The organism is Bacillus nitratireducens (assembly GCF_001884135.1).
GTDB classification, from domain to species: Bacteria; Bacillota; Bacilli; order Bacillales; family Bacillaceae_G; genus Bacillus_A; species Bacillus_A nitratireducens.
Genome location: NZ_MAOC01000091.1, coordinates 119,655 through 140,542 on the forward strand (window position 1 = coordinate 119,655; position 20,888 = coordinate 140,542).

20 protein-coding genes and 1 riboswitch are annotated in these 20,888 nt (G+C 35.7%); of the genes, 5 read left to right on the plus strand and 15 right to left on the minus strand.

Going from position 1 to position 20,888, the window contains the following annotated elements:
- Positions 1-123: 123 nt before the first annotated feature.
- A complete protein-coding gene (locus BAU23_RS25425; RefSeq protein ID WP_000049565.1) occupies positions 124-1,764 on the minus strand; it encodes a M20/M25/M40 family metallo-hydrolase in 1,641 nt (546 codons plus the stop codon).
- 75 nt (positions 1,765-1,839) lie between these two features.
- A complete protein-coding gene (locus BAU23_RS25430) occupies positions 1,840-2,589 on the minus strand; it encodes an IclR family transcriptional regulator (protein ID WP_000250741.1) in 750 nt (249 codons plus the stop codon).
- A 264-nt stretch (positions 2,590-2,853) separates the two neighbouring features.
- Here BAU23_RS25430 and BAU23_RS25440 point away from each other — a divergent pair, with 264 nt between their 5' ends.
- Positions 2,854-4,278 carry an amino acid permease gene (locus tag BAU23_RS25440; protein ID WP_071735404.1) on the plus strand — a complete coding sequence of 475 codons (1,425 nt, stop codon included), beginning with the start codon at positions 2,854-2,856 and terminating at the stop codon, positions 4,276-4,278.
- A gap of 174 nt (positions 4,279-4,452) precedes the next feature.
- Positions 4,453-4,800: a VOC family protein gene (locus BAU23_RS25445; RefSeq protein ID WP_000589586.1), complete on the plus strand. Its 348-nt coding sequence runs from the start codon at positions 4,453-4,455 to the stop codon at positions 4,798-4,800.
- A gap of 218 nt (positions 4,801-5,018) precedes the next feature.
- Here the strand turns inward: BAU23_RS25445 and BAU23_RS25450 are convergent, their stop codons facing one another.
- The gene (locus BAU23_RS25450; RefSeq protein WP_033657020.1) at positions 5,019-5,789 is read right to left on the minus strand and encodes a putative protein N(5)-glutamine methyltransferase; all 771 of its coding nucleotides are present in this window, start codon (positions 5,787-5,789) and stop codon (positions 5,019-5,021) included.
- A gap of 425 nt (positions 5,790-6,214) precedes the next feature.
- Here BAU23_RS25450 and BAU23_RS25455 point away from each other — a divergent pair, with 425 nt between their 5' ends.
- Positions 6,215-7,561 (plus strand): short-chain fatty acid transporter, encoded by a 1,347-nt coding sequence (locus tag BAU23_RS25455; RefSeq protein ID WP_000490043.1) that lies wholly within the window; start codon positions 6,215-6,217, stop codon positions 7,559-7,561.
- Between the two features lie 180 nt (positions 7,562-7,741).
- Here the strand turns inward: BAU23_RS25455 and BAU23_RS25460 are convergent, their stop codons facing one another.
- The 4 genes from BAU23_RS25460 to BAU23_RS25475 all read right to left on the minus strand — a co-directional run bounded on the left by BAU23_RS25460 (position 7,742) and on the right by BAU23_RS25475 (position 9,674).
- Positions 7,742-8,104, minus strand: a complete 363-nt coding sequence (locus tag BAU23_RS25460) for a hypothetical protein (RefSeq protein WP_001003776.1) — start codon at positions 8,102-8,104, stop codon at positions 7,742-7,744.
- The gene (locus tag BAU23_RS25465; RefSeq protein ID WP_016129912.1) at positions 8,101-8,676 is read right to left on the minus strand and encodes an NAD(P)H-dependent oxidoreductase; all 576 of its coding nucleotides are present in this window, start codon (positions 8,674-8,676) and stop codon (positions 8,101-8,103) included. The genes BAU23_RS25460 and BAU23_RS25465 overlap by 4 nt, the downstream gene beginning before the upstream one ends.
- Before the next feature lie 29 nt (positions 8,677-8,705).
- Positions 8,706-9,089, minus strand: a complete 384-nt coding sequence (locus BAU23_RS25470) for an SWIM zinc finger family protein (RefSeq protein ID WP_000271519.1) — start codon at positions 9,087-9,089, stop codon at positions 8,706-8,708.
- Between the two features lie 264 nt (positions 9,090-9,353).
- On the minus strand, positions 9,354-9,674 hold the full coding sequence (locus tag BAU23_RS25475; protein WP_002094492.1) for a hypothetical protein: 321 nt from the start codon (positions 9,672-9,674) through the stop codon (positions 9,354-9,356).
- Between the two features lie 38 nt (positions 9,675-9,712).
- Positions 9,713-9,811: riboswitch (SAM riboswitch) on the minus strand.
- 123 nt (positions 9,812-9,934) lie between these two features.
- On the opposite strand from BAU23_RS25475, the gene BAU23_RS25480 reads away from it, so the two are divergent.
- Positions 9,935-10,126, plus strand: coding sequence for a hypothetical protein (locus BAU23_RS25480; RefSeq protein ID WP_000284539.1), 192 nt, complete (start codon positions 9,935-9,937; stop codon positions 10,124-10,126).
- 30 nt (positions 10,127-10,156) lie between these two features.
- Here BAU23_RS25480 and BAU23_RS25485 read toward each other — a convergent pair whose 3' ends face one another.
- From BAU23_RS25485 to rraA, 7 genes are all read right to left on the minus strand, one after another.
- Complete coding sequence (locus tag BAU23_RS25485) at positions 10,157-10,879, minus strand: YwiC-like family protein (protein ID WP_071735406.1); 723 nt, start codon at positions 10,877-10,879, stop codon at positions 10,157-10,159.
- Between the two features lie 193 nt (positions 10,880-11,072).
- On the minus strand, positions 11,073-11,774 hold the full coding sequence (locus BAU23_RS25490; protein WP_000044912.1) for an ECF transporter S component: 702 nt from the start codon (positions 11,772-11,774) through the stop codon (positions 11,073-11,075).
- Positions 11,747-13,408, minus strand: coding sequence for an ABC transporter ATP-binding protein (locus BAU23_RS25495; protein WP_071735408.1), 1,662 nt, complete (start codon positions 13,406-13,408; stop codon positions 11,747-11,749). The genes BAU23_RS25490 and BAU23_RS25495 overlap by 28 nt, the downstream gene beginning before the upstream one ends.
- Positions 13,381-14,259: an energy-coupling factor transporter transmembrane component T gene (locus tag BAU23_RS25500; protein WP_016129915.1), complete on the minus strand. Its 879-nt coding sequence runs from the start codon at positions 14,257-14,259 to the stop codon at positions 13,381-13,383. Before BAU23_RS25500 ends, BAU23_RS25495 begins: the two co-directional genes overlap by 28 nt.
- Before the next feature lie 28 nt (positions 14,260-14,287).
- Positions 14,288-15,115 (minus strand): DUF4430 domain-containing protein, encoded by an 828-nt coding sequence (locus BAU23_RS25505; protein ID WP_071735410.1) that lies wholly within the window; start codon positions 15,113-15,115, stop codon positions 14,288-14,290.
- Positions 15,116-15,238: 123 nt separating this feature from the next.
- Complete coding sequence (locus BAU23_RS25510; protein ID WP_071735412.1) at positions 15,239-17,017, minus strand: DUF4430 domain-containing protein; 1,779 nt, start codon at positions 17,015-17,017, stop codon at positions 15,239-15,241.
- 353 nt (positions 17,018-17,370) lie between these two features.
- A complete protein-coding gene (gene rraA / locus BAU23_RS25515) occupies positions 17,371-17,856 on the minus strand; it encodes a ribonuclease E activity regulator RraA (protein ID WP_000266029.1) in 486 nt (161 codons plus the stop codon).
- Positions 17,857-18,049: 193 nt separating this feature from the next.
- On the opposite strand from rraA, the gene BAU23_RS25520 reads away from it, so the two are divergent.
- Positions 18,050-19,480, plus strand: coding sequence for a YfcC family protein (locus BAU23_RS25520; protein WP_071735414.1), 1,431 nt, complete (start codon positions 18,050-18,052; stop codon positions 19,478-19,480).
- Positions 19,481-19,622: 142 nt separating this feature from the next.
- Here the strand turns inward: BAU23_RS25520 and BAU23_RS25525 are convergent, their stop codons facing one another.
- Positions 19,623-20,471 carry an endonuclease I family protein gene (locus BAU23_RS25525; protein WP_071735416.1) on the minus strand — a complete coding sequence of 283 codons (849 nt, stop codon included), beginning with the start codon at positions 20,469-20,471 and terminating at the stop codon, positions 19,623-19,625.
- Positions 20,472-20,888 lie beyond the last annotated feature (417 nt).

Consider the following 20,888-nt stretch of genomic DNA (forward strand, 5'->3'; position numbering starts at 1 on the left):
TATCAAGTAACATTAATAAATGAGGTACCGTCACATTCTCATAAAACTAAGGCTTCACACTATTCATTCAGCAAAAAAAGACCGTATTATTACGGTCTTTTTTCTATCACCCTTACACAGAAACTATGACTGTGTAACTTTATTAGAAACAAGTAATTTTTCAATACATATAGGTAACATATCTAATAGCGTTTCAAATGCGTAATTTACGTCCAGACGCTCCGTCCATTGATGTGCATCTTTTCCTACTGGCCCCATATTTAATACTGGAACGTCAAACTCTTCTAATTCCTGAAGTGGAATCGAATAACCTTTATCCCATAATGGCATATTGTCTACAAGGGAACTCATTGAATCCAATGGGTTTTGTAAGCCCACATAGCTCAAATCTGAAATTCCTCCAAAATAATTTTGATTTTCAAATGTAATACTATGATTATAGTAGGCATACTTTTCCATTTCTACAACTACCTCTTTAATGAAAGGATTGTTGCGTGAACTCACAGCTGGATAGTATGGCGGCGCAAAGAAAAGTACAATCATCGGAGCCTTTTCTTTACATAAGATAGATAATTTGTCTACTAAATCAATAGTTACCGCACGATCATCTTTATCTTCTCTATTTTTTATAATATCGGATTGAATTTCATCTATTTTTCCTTGCCCATGTTGTTCAATTGCATATGCAATAAGCTCTTCATACGTTAATACATTTACTTTAAGATTAGGCGGTATGAACGGATTATGCTTAGAAAAATGATACGCTCGCTCCTCATACGATTCTTCAATTTTCTCTGCTACTTTCGTTACCTTTTGACGTAACAACGAAACTACATCTGTCATCGTTTTTTCTAGTAAAAACAAATTAAATAATGTAACAGCACGATGAGGAATTTGTACAGAATAATCCTCCTTTAAATCTCTTTGAAGCAAGTTAGTTGGTGGTGGACTCGCTTCACCATCTACAATATCACAAAGGTCAGTATTCAACTCTAATTCTGCTGTTAATAATGCAGCCATATAACTCCCATTTAATCCTGCAAAAGGTTCGCCTACATGTGTCTCTTTTCCATAGCAAAGGAAACCAGGTAACACCTTACCAATAGAACCAGTATAAATATACTTATTTTGGTCACCAGGATGTCTTGAAAACATAGGCTCTGAATTTAAGACCGTTTTATACTCTAAGTCATGTTCTTTTGCTAAATCTAATAATCTCGGAACTGCAGCTCTCATCCCTACAGAGTTCACTTCTTCATCTGGAACAGCCAATAAAAGAACATTCCCATCAAATCTTCCTTCACAAGCTTGCTCAACCATCGCCATTTGTAAAGCTAGACCACATTTCATATCCATCGTTCCTCTACCAAAGAGCCAATCTCCTTGCTCTATATCTTCACGTACATGATCTGGTAGCTCATCTTTATGAGAATAAAACATTGATGTTAATTTTTTAGGGTTAAATGCATCTTCTTTCCACACTCCATAATCTTGTACATCTACAACATCAAAGTGGCTAACAAGAATTACGGTATTTTTCGTACTATCGCTTTTCTTTACTAGGGCTGTAACAAAATATCGTCCATCCCCCGTCGGATTTTTTTGCAAATGATGTGGATTTTGTTTGAAATACTGTAAGTCAGATAATTGTTCTACAACAAAGTCTGGCAATATAACTTCAGCTTCTGAACCTGTAATACTAGGAATTTCAACAAGATTGCTTAATAATTGCACCAATTGTTCTTTAGATTGCCACTTTGACATATAAATCCCCCTATTTTTCCGCATTATGAAAATCAATTCCAATATATGAATAAAAAATGACGACAGTTATCAAAATTATACTTCTGATGTTCTGCCGATTTTTATTGATATTTCATGAGCAGCTTGTTTTACCTTACTAATAAGAAAAGATAGTCGATCATCATTAATGCGATGACTAATCAATCCGATACTTAATGCTCCTACTACTTTATGATTAAATCCTATAATAGGTGCTGCTACTGAAGCTGTCCCTTCTGTTTTTTCACCATAACTCACAGCATATCCTTCGTTTCTTATCTGCTTTATTTGATCGAAAAGAATTTGCTTTTGTTCTGGTAAAGAAGAAAGTAAATGTTCTACAATGTGTTCCATTTCATTCGTGTTCATATTGGCAAGCATCGTTTTATTTGCGGCGCCAATCGAAAGTGGAATCTGCTCCCCTAAGTTATCGATAACTCGAATTTTTAAAGGGCTATCAATTCTTTCAATGATAATAGAATGTGTTCCATTTGGAATGTTCAAATAAACACTCTCTTCAACTTCAGAGGCCAAACGCTTCATCACTTCTCTTGCAACAGATCTGTAGTCTACCTTCTCCAATTGACGTAATCCTATTTCCATCCACATTGGTCCAATCTTGTACTGTTTTGTCTCTGAAATTTGCGTAACTAATCCATGCTCCATTAGAGAGTTCAGTAACCTATGTACTGTACTAACCGGGAGATGTGTTCTATCAGCTATATCAGAAATAGCCCAATACTCTTTTTCATTTGTAGAATTCAACAACTTAATAATACCTATCGCTCGATCAATGGACTGTACCATAACTCGCCTCAACTTTACTTGTAGTATGTTTAGCCTAATTACCTATCAATTTAACAAAAATTTAAACTGAAATCAATTAATTTATTTAATTTTCTAAAAATAGAGATATAACACTATCAAAAAAATGAAAACGCAAACAAAAAAATATTGACTTTTCTTTTTAATTATCTGAAAATTAGAACAAGATTTCACATCACGGAATACATTCCATAATACGGAAAAACATCAATTTTCATACTACCAATTATGAAAGTGAGGAAAACAATGACGCAAGTAAACAATACAAACAATGAATTAAAGCGCACGATGAAAGGTAGACATTTATTCATGATTGCACTCGGTGGTGTGATTGGAACGGGGTTATTTAACGGATCTGGCTTTATTATTAGTCAAGCTGGACCTGGTGGATCCGTACTTGCCTTTATGGCCGGTGGATTATTAATGTATCTTGTTATGTTATGTCTTGGTGAGCTTGCTGTAGCAATGCCTGTTTCAGGATCTTTCCAGGAATATGCTACCAAATTCATTAACCCTGCAACTGGGTTTACAATCGGCTGGTTGTATTGGCTAAGCTGGGCGAATACGACTGGTCTTGAATTTACCACTGCTGGTATTACAATGCAGCGCTGGTTTCCTGATATCCCTGTCTGGGTTTGGTGTTTAATATTTGGTGTTACAATATTTACTATTAACGCATTATCCGCTCGTAGTTATGCAGAAACAGAATTTTGGTTTTCAAGTATAAAAGTATCTGCCATTATTGCTTTCATTATTCTTGGCGGCGCCGCTATGTTCGGCTTTATTGATTTAAAAGGAAACGAACCCGCTCCGCTTCTTTCAAATTTCGTAAATCATGGTGGTTTATTCCCAAATGGACTTGCCGCTATCTTATTAACAATGGTTACAGTCAATTATTCCTTCCAAGGTACAGAACTTGTTGGAATCGCAGCAGGTGAAAGTGAAGATCCAGCAAAGACTTTACCTCGTTCTATTAGAAATATAATATGGCGCACGATGTTTTTCTTCGTTTTAGCAATCTTTATTCTTGTGGCCTTAATTCCTTGGGAAGAGGCAGGATTAACTAAGAGTCCGTTTGTTGCTGTATTTGATAATATCGGTATTCCATATGCAGCTGATATTATGAACTTTGTTATTCTTACTGCTGTTCTTTCTGTCGCAAACTCAGGACTGTACGCTGCAACTCGAATGCTTTGGTCATTATCAAAAAATGATATGGCTCCAGCCTTTTTAAAGAAATTATCATCACGAGGGATACCTCTAAACGCTTTAATCTTAACGATAGCTATTTCTGCTTTTTCTCTTTTGACAAGCGTTGTAGCTGCTGAAACTGTTTACTTATGGCTCATTTCAATTTCTGGAGTCATTACAATTATTGTTTGGATGTCAATTTGTGTTTCTCAATTCTTTTTCCGTAAACATTATTTAGCCGACGGTGGAAAATTAGAAGACTTAAAATTTAAAACTCCACTTTATCCTCTTGTACCAATTCTTGGTTTTGGATTGTATGGCATTATATTAATAAGTCTTATCTTTATCCCAAGTCAAAGACTAGGAATCTATTGCACTGTACCATTTATCATCTTTTGCTACATCTACTATCACTTTAAGGTAAAGAAAAGAATTGCTACTAACACTCATACAGAGACTAAAATTAGCGAAACTTCGTAATACTGTACGATATTTAAAAGACCGCACATTGCTTTTACTTCATGTGCGGTCTTTTATCATTGCTTTATTCATTTTTCCAGGCCCCCTATTTCCCACTTACTATTACTCTTTTGTTTTGATATATTGAATACATAGTCACATTAAAAATTAAAAGACAGACAGGAGTTAAATACAATGATAAAAGGTTTCGGAGGAATATTTTGGAGAACTAAAAATCTTGATGTTATAAAAAAATGGTACAGTGAAGTGTTGAAGATTGAAATAGAAAATTGGAATGGGACTGTGATTAAACCCGAATTAGGAACAGAGACTATCTTTTCTTTCTTTACTGAGAATGACAGTTATTTTCCAACAGAACAACAAGTAATGCTGAATTTCCAAGTACATAATCTAAACGAGACTATTCAGCATCTTGAACATATTGGTGTACCTCTTGAAAAGAAAGAAGAGATTAGTGAATTTGGAAAGTTTATTTGGATTAAAGATCCTGAAGGTCGATTGATTGAACTTTGGGAGAAATAGTGGATTTTAATCCTTTGCTATTAAGCTAACAGATGCCTTAGTTCAATAAGGTAAATAAAAAAGTGCATCTCCGTTTATTAGACACAGTCTAACAATCGGAGATGCACTTTTTTATGGATTAACACTTCTTAGTGTTGTAAATCCGTAGTTCCCTGATTCTACCCCTTGTAGAGATTGATTATCAAAATGATTATATTCATTGAATAGTGCTTATTTACTCAAAAGCTAGAATTAGAACCGATAATGACAGTAGCGTCCATTTCCTTGTTTCTAGCCACTTTTGCGCTAAGCCCAGCAGCAGCAAAGATTTCACAGGCCTGAGGTGCCTGAACTTCGCTCGCCTCTATCAAAAGATGTCCATCCAAAGCTAACCAGAGTAAAGCTTCTTCTGCGACTCTTCGCAGAATGTTAAGACCATCCTCACCTCCGTCAAGCGTCACATTTGGTTCATGTAGGCGTGCCTCCCGGGGGAGAAACTTTATTATTTCGGTAGGAACATAAGGTACGTTCGCGACTAGGATATTTACATGGCCCTTAAGTGAGTCTGGTAGAGCTTTATACAAGTCACCTTCAAAAGCATGACCGCCAAAATTCGTTACATTACGGCTAGCGCATTGTACTGCGATAGGGTCAATGTCAACAGAATATAATTCAACTCGTCCCAAAGCTGATGCCAGTGCGGCACCCACAGCACCTGATCCACAACATAGATCAACAATGATATCGCTAGAACGTGACAGAGCCTCTGTTTGATGAACAAGGAACTCGGTACGTTTACGCGGTACAAAAACGCCTCGATCCACTTCTATTCGTAGACCACAAAACTCCGTGTATCCAACAACGTATTCCAGAGGTAAACCGTTGACTCGCATTTCTACCATTTTCATAAGGTCCTCTGGAGTTAGTGCCTCTGACATAAGTAACCGGGTCTCATCTTCTGCAAAAACACAACCGGCACTTCGAAGCTTGCTAACTATATATTTTTCCATTTTCATATCCAAAAAGAAATTTGTTTTATTCTCTATATTATCTCACCACTTTTGATAAAGTTTGTTTGTAATTCAAAATTCGTTAAAAATAGCTAATATCCTTCTTCAATAATCCGGCTCTTACATCAACTTTAATCTGATGGACATATTCATCTATGACCACCTCTTTCCCTTGTATATAGAGCATTGTTTTCAATTTCAGTTCAAAATGAAATAACATTTCAACATAGACTATCAATCTACCTATTCATTACGAAAACCAACTATTAAATATCTGAATTTTCTATATATTGAAAGGTATTACTCAAACAACCTCGAATATTGTAATACAGTGAAACTTTAATCAGCGTGGGGCTTTGTTCATCCCCCACTGATTATTAGCCCGCAAATAGCGGGATAAACATACATAAGGAGGTTGATCTATTTTGTTTCGTTCATTTACAAATGGATGTGTTGCCCTTGTGCAGCGTTTCTTGCCAGAACCGTTTATTTTATCATGTTTATTAACTGTTTTCGTTATCTTCTTCGGCATGTTTGCCACGCACCAAACACCGGTAGAAATGATTACGCACTGGGGCAATGGAATTTGGGGACTTCTCGCCTTTTCTATGCAAATGGCACTTGTACTCGTGACAGGATCTGCTTTAGCAAATGCCCCACTTATTAAAAAAGGGTTAACGAAAGCAGCGAAACTACCGAAAACGAATGGCCAAGGTATTATCGCAATTTCAATTGTAAGTTTACTAGGAGCATACATAAACTGGGGATTTGGTATTGTTGTCTCTGTGTTATATGCAAAAGAAGTGGCAAGACAGTTAGAAGGATTAGATTATAGGTTAGCAATCGCTTCTTCTTACTCTGGATTTCTCATTTGGCATGCAGGCCTTTCTGCTTCTATCCCTCTTACGTTAGCAACAGGCGGCGAAACTTTAATCAAAACGACGGCTGGAAGTATTAAAGAAGCGATTCCAATAACAGAAACTTTATTCTCACCATACGCTCTCGTTCCAGTTATTATCTTTTTAATTACGATGCCTCTCATTAATAAAGCAATGCATCCGGATGAAAAACATACGATTACAGTGGATCCAAGTGTATTCCATGAAGAAGCTGCAGCTCAAGAAGTAGGACAAAAAACATTTGCTGAAAAAATGGAAAATAGTATGATTATTACACTTTGCATTGGATTATTAGGTCTTATTTATATTTTTAACTATTTTAGTACGAAAGGCTTTAACCTTACACTTGATATCGTTATTTTTATGTTATTGATTGCGGGTCTTATTTTCCACCGTACTCCGATTCAATATATTCGCGCTTTCTCTGACTCAACAAAGAGCGCTTCTGGTATTTTACTTCAGTTTCCGTTCTATGCTGGAATTATGGGCATGATGATTGGAGCAAATAGTGAAGGGCTTTCGCTTGGGGGAGCCATTTCTACTTTCTTTATTAGCATTTCAAATGAAACCACATTCCCGCTCTTTACATTTTTAAGTGCTGGAATTGTTAATATTTTCGTTCCATCTGGAGGCGGCCAATGGGCAGTGCAAGCACCAATTATGATTCCAGCTGGCGCTGAACTTGGTGTACCTGCTGCGAAAACAGCGATGGCAATTGCATGGGGCGATGCTTGGACAAATTTAATTCAACCTTTTTGGGCATTACCGGCATTAGCGATAGCTGGTTTAGGCGCTCGTGATATTATGGGATTTTGTGTTGTTAATTTACTTTATGCAGGATTTATCATTAGTCTGTGTTTCTTATTTATTTAAACGAAAAGCTAGTTTTATACTAGCTTTTTTATATAATAATTCATTTACCCCGCTATTCTTGGGCAGTAAACTCCCACCTTATATATCCACCTGAAGCAAAGCAGTTAGGCGGGAGATCAACTGCCCGTAAATGCCCGATTGGTGAAGGCTAATAATCAGTGGGAGGGAACCCCCCACTAATTAAAGTTTCACTTTATTTCCCATGCAATTTATAATCGTCTTCCACTCTATCTCCGTAAGATTTAATGCCGCAAATGCAAAAAAATCTTCACATACTTTTTCAATCAGATGTGGATTTCCCCTCAAGAAATTCCACTGTAACGCTTTAGGAAGACAATACGTTTCATATTCTTTACTTCCCCGTACTACCTCATCAACTTCTCTTTCACAAATCCCTCTTATTAAGTAATCATTTCTTAATTGAATCTTCATTTGCTGAAACGTTTCACTACATTTTTTCAATTGAAGTAAACATGTAATATACGTCCGAAAAAGTTCATTATCATACTGACAACAATTTATAATACGATCAAGTTCATTCATAATGTACGAACCTTTTCTTCTATTTGTAATAACCACTTTTCCCGCTTCTCTAGTTTACTCGTTTTCACAGATTGAAAAACAGACCGTTTTATATCGCGAATGCCGCAAAAACGTAAAACACCTCGTTTCATCATAATCCAATCCGCTGATCGATATAATAGTGCCACGTACCATAACGGTGAGTCTAACGTATTAATAACCCATGCTTTCTTTCCTTTCAATAAACCTTTCGGCAGGGCTCCTTCATATTTATAAGCAAATCCAGCTACAAAAATACGATCGATAAATCCTTTTAAAATAGCAGGCATGCCCCACCACCATATCGGATATATGAAAAGAAGAGTATCCGCCGCTTTCACTAAATCTCTATATCGCTTCGTCTCTTCTTCATATAGTAAATCCCGTCTTTTTTTCTCTTCATTAAATACAAGCACTGGATCAAATTGTTCTTTATATAAATCAAGTAACGTAACAGAATGATTTGTTTCCCCAAGTCCTTTTTGCACATGCTCTAAAATCGCCGCATTAAAACTTGAAGGACTAGGGTGAGCGTATATAATTAGTACGTTCACTACAAAGCAACTCCCCTCTACAGTTAAATCTACCCTTTCTTTAACATCTTCTCTACGATTTGGACATTTTTCGAACTTTGTAACAAACGATTTAGTACTGTTAGTAACTCTTCTTTTTCTAAGCCTTTCAGTTGGTCTTTTACTGTACTCTCACCAGCACCTTGAATATCATACACAACTGCCGCCATATGCTTACAATAGTTTTCATACGGACACTCGCAGCTACTTTTTGTAAAATCAGTAAGGTCAATGATCACTTCATAGTTTCCCGCATTTCCAGTAACAAAAGCAACTACTTTCTTGTCTTGTATTTCAACATCTTCTACATGTCCAGCTTCATAATATTCATAACCTTTATCCATAATGTACTTTGGAATCCATTTCGTTATATCTTTTAATAAGTAAGCGTACATAACAACACTCCTTCCTTTAATTCCCTTTTGACTTCAAAAACCCTGCATGTTATTCTAATTACTGTCAAGTAGCGAGTCTACATGACAAAACGACTGACACCTATTCGGCGAAGGTGTCTCTTTTCATTTGCAGCCGATAATGAAGTGCCTCTTTCAGGCACATTCAATCTTTGACACTACACACTCAACACCATTCCCTTGTATCAGGCTGCTTTAGCAGTCTTTTACTCTACATACTTCGTTATTTCAAGAAAAAAAGAGAGCCTAGCTCCCTTTTCCCGCTTTATAAAATACCCCTTTTTCAGTAAAGCGATATTCATCATCAGCTAAAGTAATTTTCCCATCCAGTTTGAGTTCATCTAATAATCTCGATAAATAAAATTGATGTAACATTTTTTTCGTGAATTTTCCTTCATGATGCGAAACGATATGTTCTTGAATATCTAACAATGATATTGGCTTATCTTGCTCTATCATATATTCATAAACTGTACTACGCAGTTTTACGTATTTTTCGAGTGTCACAGTACTTCGCAACCCCTTTCTTCTTATTATATGTTTTCGTAATCGGTTTTTTTGCAACAAAAAAACCTCTCCGATAAGAAGAAGTTACGTATATCTTCGTCTTATCTCCCAGAACAAAAATGTTCTGCTGGAATTAGCACCTGCATCGCGGTTGCTGGGTTTCATCGGGCCAGTCCCTCCACCTCTCTGGATAAGAAAATATTCACTTTATAATAAACTATACGTAATTTCATTTTAATTGTCAAATAAATATAACAAATTATATTTTTCTCCTCAGCGTTCATACTACATGTATATGAGTAAAAAAGGAGGACTATGAAATGTATCAAAATGCCCGCGGATATGTACAAGATTCTTTTCAATCATTAAAAGAAGCAAAAAATTGTTTAGAAGAAGCACTACAAACAGTTGAAAAAGATTTTAATCGCGCACGTATTGAACAATCCCTTTACGCCGTAGAGCAAGCATTGCAAAGATGTGATTATACCGTTCACATTTTAGAACAAGATTGAAAACTTCCCATCAATAGATGGGAAGTTTTTTCAAATGGCATACTTCATTATTATTGCCGTTATGATTAAAAAATATACAGAATTAACAATTTCTAAAACCCCTACTTTTAATATAGAAATTTTTTTGCCATACAATATAATTGCTCGAATGACACTTGGTACGAATATAAGAGAACACCATGGATTGATAGCAAATACAATTGCCGTCAATACAATATGATACCCCCAAGATATGAGACGATACTTCGGATTATTTTTCTCACGAATCATTGTTTTCACATAAAACGTACTTCCTAAAAAATACAAAAATGAAATAAGCGCAATGAATACTGCTGTTTTATCGATTTGCTTCATTGAAAAATAATAACTGATTAAACCACCTATACAAAACACTATAATCGCACAAATATCATTTAGTAATGCTCGTTCATTTTTTTGACGAGCGTAATACATATTTACAATAAACAATGGAATCATTAATACTGCGAATAAAAGAATTCTCCATTCATATAATAAAGAAATCATCCCAAATACAAATGCAGTGATAGAATACACAATTGCAGCGTGTAAAAACTCTTTTTTTCGTCTTTGCCTTATGTACATGAGAAATGGATACGTAGCGAGATAGATAAAGAACCAGGCAAAAAACAGCGGGATATGATAAATAGTAGGTTTCCCAAGTATGATACTTAATAGAAATGGTATAACAAGCATGGCCCATGCTCCATGCTGCTTCGGAATAACTAACTTCATTAACTATACACCCCCCTCTTGAAAATAATTCTCACCTACTATTATACAAATAACATCATATGAAAACGAAGACATATTACATCTATTCTTTGACACTTTTACAATAAAAAAATGCTCCTTACAATATGTAAGAAGCATGAAAGAGGCAAACGAATATGTAAGTCGCGACCCTACCTTATATGAGTATGCTTTTCTATGTCACGTTATGCTCATCTAATATACCGTATTTCTTTTTAAATCTTGTGAGGATCGTAATCCATGACGTACTAAATAGCAGAAGGAAAATAACATTCGATATCGCATGACTAAGATCGAATGAAAAACTTGCGGCATAGTACGCAATGACAGTTTCCCACGTTGCCTCCTGTATAAAACCGAGAAGACCCCAAAAATTCATAATCCATCCAAATAGAAATCCAACGACGAATCCGTACAACAATCTTCCCCATAGTTTTTTCATCAAAAATGTATTTCGGAGTAATCCTGCTATAAAACCGATCATGCCCCAAGAGAACATTTGCCACGGCGTCCACGGACCTTGACCTAAAAAGATGTTAGACACGATAGCTGCCGTTGCCCCAATCATAAAACCAGTTTCGCTCCCAAATACAATTGCAGAAACGATAATAACAAAAGAAGTCGGTTGTACACTCGGTAATATCGAAAATGGCACCCGGCTAACCGCTGCAATTGCCGCTAACACAGCAACGATAACAATTTCACGTGAAACAAACGCCTTCCTTTCAAAACGGACGTAGAAAGGTAACATAATAACAGCTAATAAAAACAAACTACTTAACATGTAATATCCATCCATGATAAGTGTAGTAAAGAGTAATGTGCCTATTATTACTGTAAAAATACAAATTATAAATGCAACATATCGTTTGGACACGCTTCGTACACATCCTCCCACGTTAATGCAAACGGTAACTCTTTACGGATAAATCGATTAATAGATGTTGTATAAAAGAAGTTACCACTAAAGAACTCTTTCGGTGCATCATTCATAATAACTTTCCCATCAAATAACATCATGCATTGATCTACATATTTTGCTGCAAACTCAATATCGTGCGTTGCCATTACAATTGTTGTACCTTCTTTTTGCAACTGTTTAAACAGCTCTCCTACTCTTTCCTTTTTCCATGGATCTAGCCCCTTTGTCGGCTCATCGAGTAATAATAAAGTTGGCTTTGATAATAACGTTGTACATAATGCAAGTAGTTGTTGCTCCCCGCCGCTACAATCATGCGGATGGCGCTCTTTAAGCGAATGTAACCAGAACTTTTCCAACATTTCTTCTGCTATTACTTTTCCCTCTTCGCCATATAATTCACGCGCACGCTCATAAACCTCTTCCCACACTGTATCAAATGTAAAATGATAATACGGATGCTGTGATACATACCCGATACTTTTAAATCGTTCTTTCGAATCAATTTTATGTATCACTTTTCCATTCCACTTTACCTTACCTCTTCTAGCTTTTTGCAATCCTGCTAAAATCGTTAACAGTGTAGACTTCCCAGTTCCGTTTTTCCCAACTAGAGCTGTCCATTTTCCTTTTTCGATGTTCACTGTTAAATCTCGTAAAATAAGTGGACTATTTTTCTCATATTGAAAAGATATATGTTCTGCACTTAAAATTACTTCTTGCTTTTCACATTGTTCTACTTGCCCATTCCTATAGGATATCGCTGAAAAATCATTCATTTTCATTTGCGCTTCTCGTACTGTAAACGGAATATCTTCTACATTCCACTCTAAAAACAATCTTGGAATTTGCGGAATAAATGGATGGAACTTTTCTACTTCCCACATGTTCGCTATCACACTTTTAGAAGTACCATCATAAATGATTCTGCCATTATCCATACAAATAACGCGTGTTGCGAGCGGTATAACTTCATCTAAACGATGTTCACTTAAAACTATCGTAATTCCAAGTTCTTCATTAATACGTTTTAACAATCCTAAAAACTCTTTTGCAGCAATCGGATCTAGCTGCGCTGTCGGTTCATCCAGTAATAGTAGCTTCGGCTGCATGACTAATACTGCTGCTAAATTTACTAGTTGTTTTTGACCACCAGATAACGTATGAACAGATTGGTGCAATAAATCTTGAAATCCTAAAAAGCTAATGAGTTCTGCTATTCTTTTTTGAATAATATGTGATGGTAACCCAATATTTCCCAAAGAAAATGCTAGTTCTTGAATAACTGTATCCATTACGAGCTGATTTTCTGGGTTTTGAAATACCATACCAATTTCTTGTGCGGATAATAAATCTGGTACATCTTCTAATAAAGCACCATCGTAATATGTATGCCCAGAACGCGTGCCAATTGGAAGTAACTCCTTTTTAAAATGCTTTAATAAAGTTGTCTTCCCAGAACCTGAACCACCAGCAAGTACTATAAATTCTCCATTTTGAATAGAAAGAGAAATATGCTGTAACGCTTCTTCATTTTCATCAGCATATATAAATGATAAATTCTTTATTTCTGCATGCGCCACCATATCCATTCCCTTCCTTCCATCATAATTGGTAAACTAACAAACATCATAAATAATAAAAACATAACTCCATCGTATTGCTGGAACAGTATTGATTCCACTTTCGGATAGATAATCAATTTCCCTCCGCCATAATAACTAAATATGAATGAGGCTATAAATAGAATACTTAAATAACTTAGCGTGTACCAATCGCGTCTTTCCATTCTATACCGAATATAAGTCGTACGCTTCATTACACCAAACCCACGAGCTTGCATAGAATCTGCTGTTTGTAGTGCATCTTCTAACGAACAAACTAATAACACTTGCAGTAATTTCATCCCATTTTTTATACGCTCAATGAGTGAACCTGAATCTAATTGTACACCTTTCGTTTTTTGGACGAGTGTAATTTTCTTTAACCGCCTAATAAACAAAGGAACAAACCTCACTGTAATCATCGTTAACAATGCTACTTTCGGTGAAATTCTTGAAAATAAATATAAAAATTTATGACTCGAAATAATATCGTTATAAGAAGAAAACGTAAACATAATCGCAACTAATAATAACCCCATAACAAGTCCATACATACAGGCCTCAAGCTTAATCCGGCTATCTCCTAAATGAAATAACGTAGTCGCTCCTCTATGTGTTAATAAAGAGTTAAATAAAATAACCATTAAAAAGAACACGATAGTACTAGGTAGCATCTTTCTTATTTTCCCGCCATTCCCTTGTACTATATTTAAAATTACTATTAGTATAATCGCTCCAATTAAAAAAAGAGGATGAAGACACATCATGCATAGTATCATCACCCCAATATAATAGAAAAAATTCACAAAAGGATGTAAAGAAGAAAAACTTATTTTCATAGTCCTTTACCGAAGATCCTTTCTTAATTTAGTATACATACACCCATTCAACTGTATCTCCTGGTTTAACTGTAACTACACCAGCACTACGGTTTGGAAACGATCCGTTCACACGATATTTCCATCCGCTATTATCATTTACATCTTTTTCATATAAATTTTCAATACCTTTTACGTAAACATCACCTTTAGATCCACTCGCATCAACATCTAATCCTGTGCCCGTTAGCACACTATAAACAGTGTCGCCTTCTTGTACATCAACCTTTTTCGCACCTAATAAGTATCCTTCATTTCCTTTTACGGAGATAGTAACTTGTTTCGCTTGCGGTTTCGGTACTGGTACTGGTACTGGTTTTGGTTTTGGTGGTTCAGGAGTTGGTACTGCCGGAGTCGGTATCGTTTTCTCCTCTTTATTCGGATCTTCCTTTTGCTCCTGCTTTGGTGTTTCTTTCGGTTGATTAACAACCTTTGCTTCTTCTTTTACTTCTGGAGCTTTCGGCGGCTGTGGTTTCTCTTCTTGTACTTTTTGTTCCGGTTGTTTATTTGCAGCAGGCTGTTCCTTTGGTTTCTCTTCTTTCTTTACTTCAGGTTGTTCCTGCGCTTTTTCTTCTTTTTGTTTCTCTTCTACTTTTTGTTCTTGTTTATCTTTCTGCTCTTCTTGTGGTTTCTGTTCCGGTTCAGCTTGTTTCTCTTCCGGTTTCGGTACATCTTTTTGTTCTTCCTGTTTCGCTACTTCTTTTTGCTCTTCTTGCTTCGGTTCTACCTTCTTCTCAGGCTTTACAGCCGTTTCTTCACATCCGGCTAATAATCCCAATGAAAGAATTAAAGAAATGAACCATTTCATCTTACTCATGCTGTCCCTCACCTTTCTTATTAAAGTGAAACTTTAATAAGTGGAGATTTTGTTCATCCCCACTCATTATTAGGCCTCACTTTTATAATAAAATTAGGAGCAAATGATTGCTCCTAATTTTTGTTAAGCTGCTTTACGTCTCCATAATACATATGCAGAAGCGATACATAATACACCCATACCTACTTGTGTAGCTGCACTATGAGAAGTTGCTCCTGTTTGTGGTAATTGATTCTTATTCTTGTTTGTTTCTTTATTAACTCGTTCGTTATCTACAACAACTTTTAGATTTTCATCTTTTGGTTGTTTTTGTAACTCTTCTTGTTGTTTCGGCTGTTCTACAACTTCTTTTTCTTCTACAGTTGTCTCTGGCTCTACAATTGGTTTCGTATCGATTTCATTCTCTACTACATTTGACCAATCATAAATCGATTTTCCAAGATCTTTAAACTGAAGTAACGCTAAAAATACTTGCTCTGTAGCCATTCCGCTACCTTTTTGATCACTCGGTAACCATTTGAACTCACCATTTGGAAGCTGGTATGACATTACATTTTGTACTGCTTTATTAAGACGATCGTGATCTACATCTTTAACTAGCGATAGTCCAATAATTGCTTGTGCAGTACTATTAGAATTCTCTTGTCCATCAGCGGCAAAACCACCATTACTTAGCTGCTGCTTGTATAAATAATCAACAGCTTTTTGGATAGCTGGCTTTACATCCGTTTGATCTTGATAAGGAGCTAATGCTGCTAATACCATACTTGTTACATCAACGTTACTAGCACTTTCTTTACTACTTGAACTATCATACGTCCAGCCACCATCTGTATGCTGCGTGTTTAAAAGTGCTTGTACTAAAGTAGCTCGATTCCATTTCGCTTCGGCCGGAACCTCATATTTCTTTGTATCTAATGCAAGTAATGTAAATGCATATCCTGTAACAGAATTCACTTTATCTGATTCAAATAAATTTTGCACTAAATTTTGTCCCTCTACCTTTGTAGGATCTACATTCATTGCATTCATCATAATAATCGTTCTAGCTAAATCTGTTGCTGAAAAACGATTTAAACGCTTCTTAACCTTTTCAGCTACTGGCTGAACATAGTTTATTTTCGTTTCAAGTGGAATATTTACACCTGAACGAGCAAGTCCAATCGCAACCCAATCACTACCAATTCCATCTTGTAACATCTTTTCTGACGTTTTAGAAATTGCTTCATTTAATTGTGCTGCTGGAATTTCAACTTTCTCTTGCTTTGGTTGTTCTGTTGTTTTATCTTCTGGTTTTTCTGTTTTATCTTCTGGTTTTGGTTCTTCTGTTTTACCGTCTGGTTTTTCTGTTTTCGGTTCTTCTGGTTTTGGTTCCTCTGTTTTACCATCTGGTTTTTCTGTTTTCGGTTCTTCTGGTTTCGGTTCCTCTGTCTTTGGCTCTTCTACAGTTTTACAAGTGCCAAATTTATCTAACGTTTGTTGCAACGTTTCTTGACTCATATTACTCCAGTCCGCAACGTAACGAAATGCAACAACATCCCCAGACTCTAATTTATAACTATCTGCCCCAACTTCTGCAGATTTGTCATTTACATCATACAACCAACCGCTCGTTGCTCCGGCCATTAATCCGTCGATGCCCTTTATATACGTTCCAAATGACATGCTTTCAGATATTACTTTGTCACCCATGACTTTTTGCAACAAACTAAAAGCTGTTTCTCCATCTTCAATCGAAACTTCTTTTGGACATAACATAATTCCTTTTTGTGATTCACCAATAATTGCAAGTTTCGCTGTCTTTCCTTCAGCAAACGTAATATGTACTGTATTCGCAAAAGAGACAAATACAAGTGCCACTGCCATTAATGATGTAAGCAGCCATTTCTTTAACATTGCCATTCCAAAATTCCCTCCCCTTACTAACATTTACACAAAAAAAGACCCTTTAAGGGCGTGTGATTGACACTCTCTTTTTGTAAGTGTCGAACAAAATGCACAACACCTCCTACCCGCATTATTCGCGGCTATATTTGTATAGGAAAAATAATTTCGTTTATGAACGCACCATTGTGATAACATTCACTTTTCTAGGCACTACTTACTTCCATTTCAGTTATCGTAAAACGATAAACCTATACATTCTGCAAATTTTGATTTTCTGTATTATTTTACTATTGACAAAGATTTTTGTCCATGCTTTATCAGATTTATTTTCTAAGAATAATAGCTTAATAAGCTTTCATTAATAGAAGTCATCCCTCACTATGTAAGCTTTTATCACTAACAATAATCCCATCTTCATCTACATAAACATATTCATTCGGCTTCCATTCAACTTCACCAAATTGCACCGGAATATTTCTTTCTCCTTTTCCTTCTTTTACACTTCTATTTGGCATTGTCCCTAACGCTACAATACCAATATTAATATTTTTTAATTCACTAGAATCACGAACATACCCATTTACAATAATTCCTGCTAAGTTTCTTTCTTCCGCAATAGCTGCCAAATTATCACCGAGTAACGCACAATTTTTAGAAGCTCCGCCATCAACAACTAATACTGTACCTTCCGGCAGTGTTTGTAACCCCTCTTTTACTAGTACATTATCATCCTTCACTTTTACCGTTGCGATTTTCCCATAGAATTGTTCCTTCTTCCCAAACGACTGAAAAGACTGGCGACATATTTGTAATTCCTTTTCAAATTCATCACATAGATCCGTAGTTTTCCACATCTCGTTCCCTCTTTTCTTTTTATATTACATATTCTTGGATTTTTTTCGTTTCCCTGTCTAATGTTGCAATAATTTGTATGTGTAAGAAAAGGACAGAAAAACTATTGCCTTAAGAAGCCACCTTTATTATAATCTATTCCACAGATAAATTTCAGAATATTAAAAATTAACTAAGTGAAAAAGGAGGGGTTTTATGCAATTACAGACCGAGGCAAAAAAACAGCCTAGTAAACGAAAGTTTAAAATGCCTGACGCGTACGTACTACTATTTTTTATTGCTTTACTTTGTGCAATAGCTACATATTTCGTTCCTGCTGGAGAATTTAAAAGAGTCACAAACGGTACTGTTACAACGACAATACCAGGAAGTTATCATTCTGTTCCACAATCGCCGGTAGGGTTTGTTTCTTTTTTTACCGCTATTGAAAAAGGAATGACACTTGCTGCTCCTATCATCTTCTTAATTTTATTTACAGGTGGAGCCATTGCAATTCTTGAAAAAACAGGTGCTCTTGACGGCTTAATCTATCATGTAATTAACAAATTTCGGAATCAGCAATTACTTTTCATTTGTATTGTCGCCGCACTCTTTTCTATTCTCGGAACGACTGGTATTATCGTGAACTCAGTTATCGGCTTTATCCCCATCGGCATCATAGTTGCACGCACATTAAAATGGGACGCTATCGTCGGCGTAGCAATTATTTATTTAGGCACTTATGCTGGTTTTAATGCTACTATTTTATCTCCCTCACCTTTAGGCATTTCACAAAAAATCGCAGAACTCCCGATGTTTTCAGGAATTGGTTTACGTACGGCAATCTATATCTCTTTTTTAATTGCTACCATTTTGTATATTAATTGGTATGTAAAACGCTTAAAAAAATCGAATAAAGGAAGCATACTCGGAGATAACTGGTTTCCAAGTAATGCTCTTTCAAGTGAGAAAGAAACAGAGAAAACAGAAGTTCCTTGGACAATACGTCATAAATTAATTTTACTCGTTTCAGCTTTATCATTAATTGCATTTTTAATAGGCGCTTTTCGTCTACATTGGACGGACGCAGAAATGACCGCTACTTTTATATTCATAGCAATTACAGCGGGAATAATAGGTGGTATGAAAGCAAACGATATTGCTTCTACTTTTCTATCAGGTTGCCAAAATCTCATATACGGTGCTTTGATCGTCGGAATGGCTCGTTGTATTTCAGTCATTTTAGAACAAGGCAAATTACTTGATACAATTGTTAATCAGCTAGCACAGTCTCTCGAAGGACATAGCCCTGTATTTGGCGTTATCGGTATGTATGTAAGTAGTGCCGCATTACATTTCCTCATTTCATCCGGAACAGGAGAATCTGTTATTTTCATTCCGATATTGGCTCCATTAGCCGATTTCATGCACATTACACGCCAAGTTACAGTACAGGCTGTTATGCTTGGAGAAGGTGTAGTGAACTGCCTCAATCCAACTTCCGGTGTTTTAATGGGCGTTCTCGCAGCGAGCGGCATTTCTTACGGAAAATGGATTCGATTTATGGCTCCACTTGCATTCATTTGGTTTATCATTGGACTTATTTTTCTTATTGTTGGTGTGAATATTGAATGGGGACCGTATTAAAAGACTCATATTATACTTAACTTAATAAAATATCTATTCTATTCTCCAATCCTATAAAAATCACTTATTCTAGTATAGATATAAACAGGGATTGATCATAGTGATCAATCCCTTCTCTCAAAGTAAAATACCTTTAAATATTTTAATTCCAAATTTTATTTACCCATTCCGGATGATCAATAAAAGGATTACGATTATGTTGATATTTCGTAAAAATCACTTCATTACGCTTTCGCTCTAAATCATCTACAGGGTCTTGTTCATTCCATTTTAGTAAAACGGATAGTTTGCCCATGTATGGATCTTTATTGTTATTCACCTTTTCATTTAATTCTAAGTCTATTTCGCCGTTGTCTCCTTCATAACGAACAGCCATGTAAAACAGCATTCTAGCAATATCTCCTTTTACACTATCACGAGGTTCCCAAGAATCACTATCATATTTACATTCTGTCGCTTCCGAATGGTTCATACCACCATTATCAAAATCCAGATTTCCACGTGAACTATTTACAGATACATCTGTCGCTCTTAAATGATGCAAATCTGTTCCTGGTCCTGCAGCCGTTCCAAAATCACCGTGTGATTTTGCCCAAACATGCTCTCGGTTCCAGTTATCAATTCCTGAACCATTCGTAAGTTTTCCTTGCGAACGCCCAGTATATAAGAGTATCACATTGTTTTTATTATTTGGATCTTCATCAGTATCTCTTAGTGCTTCCCAAACCGCACTGTATGATAACTTTGTATGATCATCAATAATATTATGAAGTTCCTTCTTTAATTCTAAACCCGTTTTTCCTATTGCATTATTATAATATGTATCGTCATAGTTTTTCACAGTAATCTCTTGTGCTGAAAACGTATCTACTTGTGGAGAAGCAGAAACTACTTCACCATGTATGATATCTGTAAATGATAGAGATGCAGAACCTAAAATAAAAAAAGAAGATAGTGTAACCATAGCAAGTTTTGTGTTTCGGAACTTCATATACCCATTTCCCCTTTAAAATATAATTTGAAACTATTAACTAAAAAATGCTTTCTAACCCCCAAAAACTTTTAGAAAGCCATACCCACCCTTTTCTTTTTATTTAATACAAAACTCTATTGGGTCTGTATCATTTCCACACTTTTGATTTATCTACTTTTCAAGCAATTTCACTTTTCACAAGAAATATCCTTCTCTAGTAAAGGTTATTAAAATATTCTTTACAATTAAAAAGTAGTTTAATGTTAACTTATAAATTTCAATTTTTTTCATGCAATTATGCATATTCGATAAATCGTTCAAAAAACATTTTGAATAAAAATTAAGATGATAGTTCGACTTTTCCTTTTTCTATAATTGTCTTTATTTTTTTGTGTAAACCCCTTCTTCCTCTGAAGAATAAATACAAAAATAGAT

Bases quoted from the DNA above. Each gene is read 5' to 3' on its own strand.
- BAU23_RS25425 (WP_000049565.1), bottom strand. From the start codon at position 1,764: ATGTCAAAGTGGCAATCTAAAGAACAATTGGTGCAATTATTAAGCAAT.
- BAU23_RS25430 (WP_000250741.1), bottom strand. From the start codon at position 2,589: ATGGTACAGTCCATTGATCGAGCGATAGGTATTATTAAGTTGTTGAAT.
- BAU23_RS25440 (WP_071735404.1), top strand. From the start codon at position 2,854: ATGACGCAAGTAAACAATACAAACAATGAATTAAAGCGCACGATGAAA.
- BAU23_RS25445 (WP_000589586.1), top strand. From the start codon at position 4,453: ATGATAAAAGGTTTCGGAGGAATATTTTGGAGAACTAAAAATCTTGAT.
- BAU23_RS25450 (WP_033657020.1), bottom strand. From the start codon at position 5,789: ATGGAAAAATATATAGTTAGCAAGCTTCGAAGTGCCGGTTGTGTTTTT.
- BAU23_RS25460 (WP_001003776.1), bottom strand. From the start codon at position 8,104: ATGAATGAACTTGATCGTATTATAAATTGTTGTCAGTATGATAATGAA.
- BAU23_RS25470 (WP_000271519.1), bottom strand. From the start codon at position 9,089: ATGTACGCTTACTTATTAAAAGATATAACGAAATGGATTCCAAAGTAC.
- BAU23_RS25480 (WP_000284539.1), top strand. From the start codon at position 9,935: ATGTATCAAAATGCCCGCGGATATGTACAAGATTCTTTTCAATCATTA.
- BAU23_RS25485 (WP_071735406.1), bottom strand. From the start codon at position 10,879: ATGAAGTTAGTTATTCCGAAGCAGCATGGAGCATGGGCCATGCTTGTT.
- BAU23_RS25495 (WP_071735408.1), bottom strand. From the start codon at position 13,408: ATGGATATGGTGGCGCATGCAGAAATAAAGAATTTATCATTTATATAT.
- BAU23_RS25500 (WP_016129915.1), bottom strand. From the start codon at position 14,259: ATGAAAATAAGTTTTTCTTCTTTACATCCTTTTGTGAATTTTTTCTAT.
- BAU23_RS25505 (WP_071735410.1), bottom strand. From the start codon at position 15,115: ATGAGTAAGATGAAATGGTTCATTTCTTTAATTCTTTCATTGGGATTA.
- BAU23_RS25510 (WP_071735412.1), bottom strand. From the start codon at position 17,017: ATGGCAATGTTAAAGAAATGGCTGCTTACATCATTAATGGCAGTGGCA.
- rraA (WP_000266029.1), bottom strand. From the start codon at position 17,856: ATGTGGAAAACTACGGATCTATGTGATGAATTTGAAAAGGAATTACAA.
- BAU23_RS25520 (WP_071735414.1), top strand. From the start codon at position 18,050: ATGCAATTACAGACCGAGGCAAAAAAACAGCCTAGTAAACGAAAGTTT.
- BAU23_RS25525 (WP_071735416.1), bottom strand. From the start codon at position 20,471: ATGAAGTTCCGAAACACAAAACTTGCTATGGTTACACTATCTTCTTTT.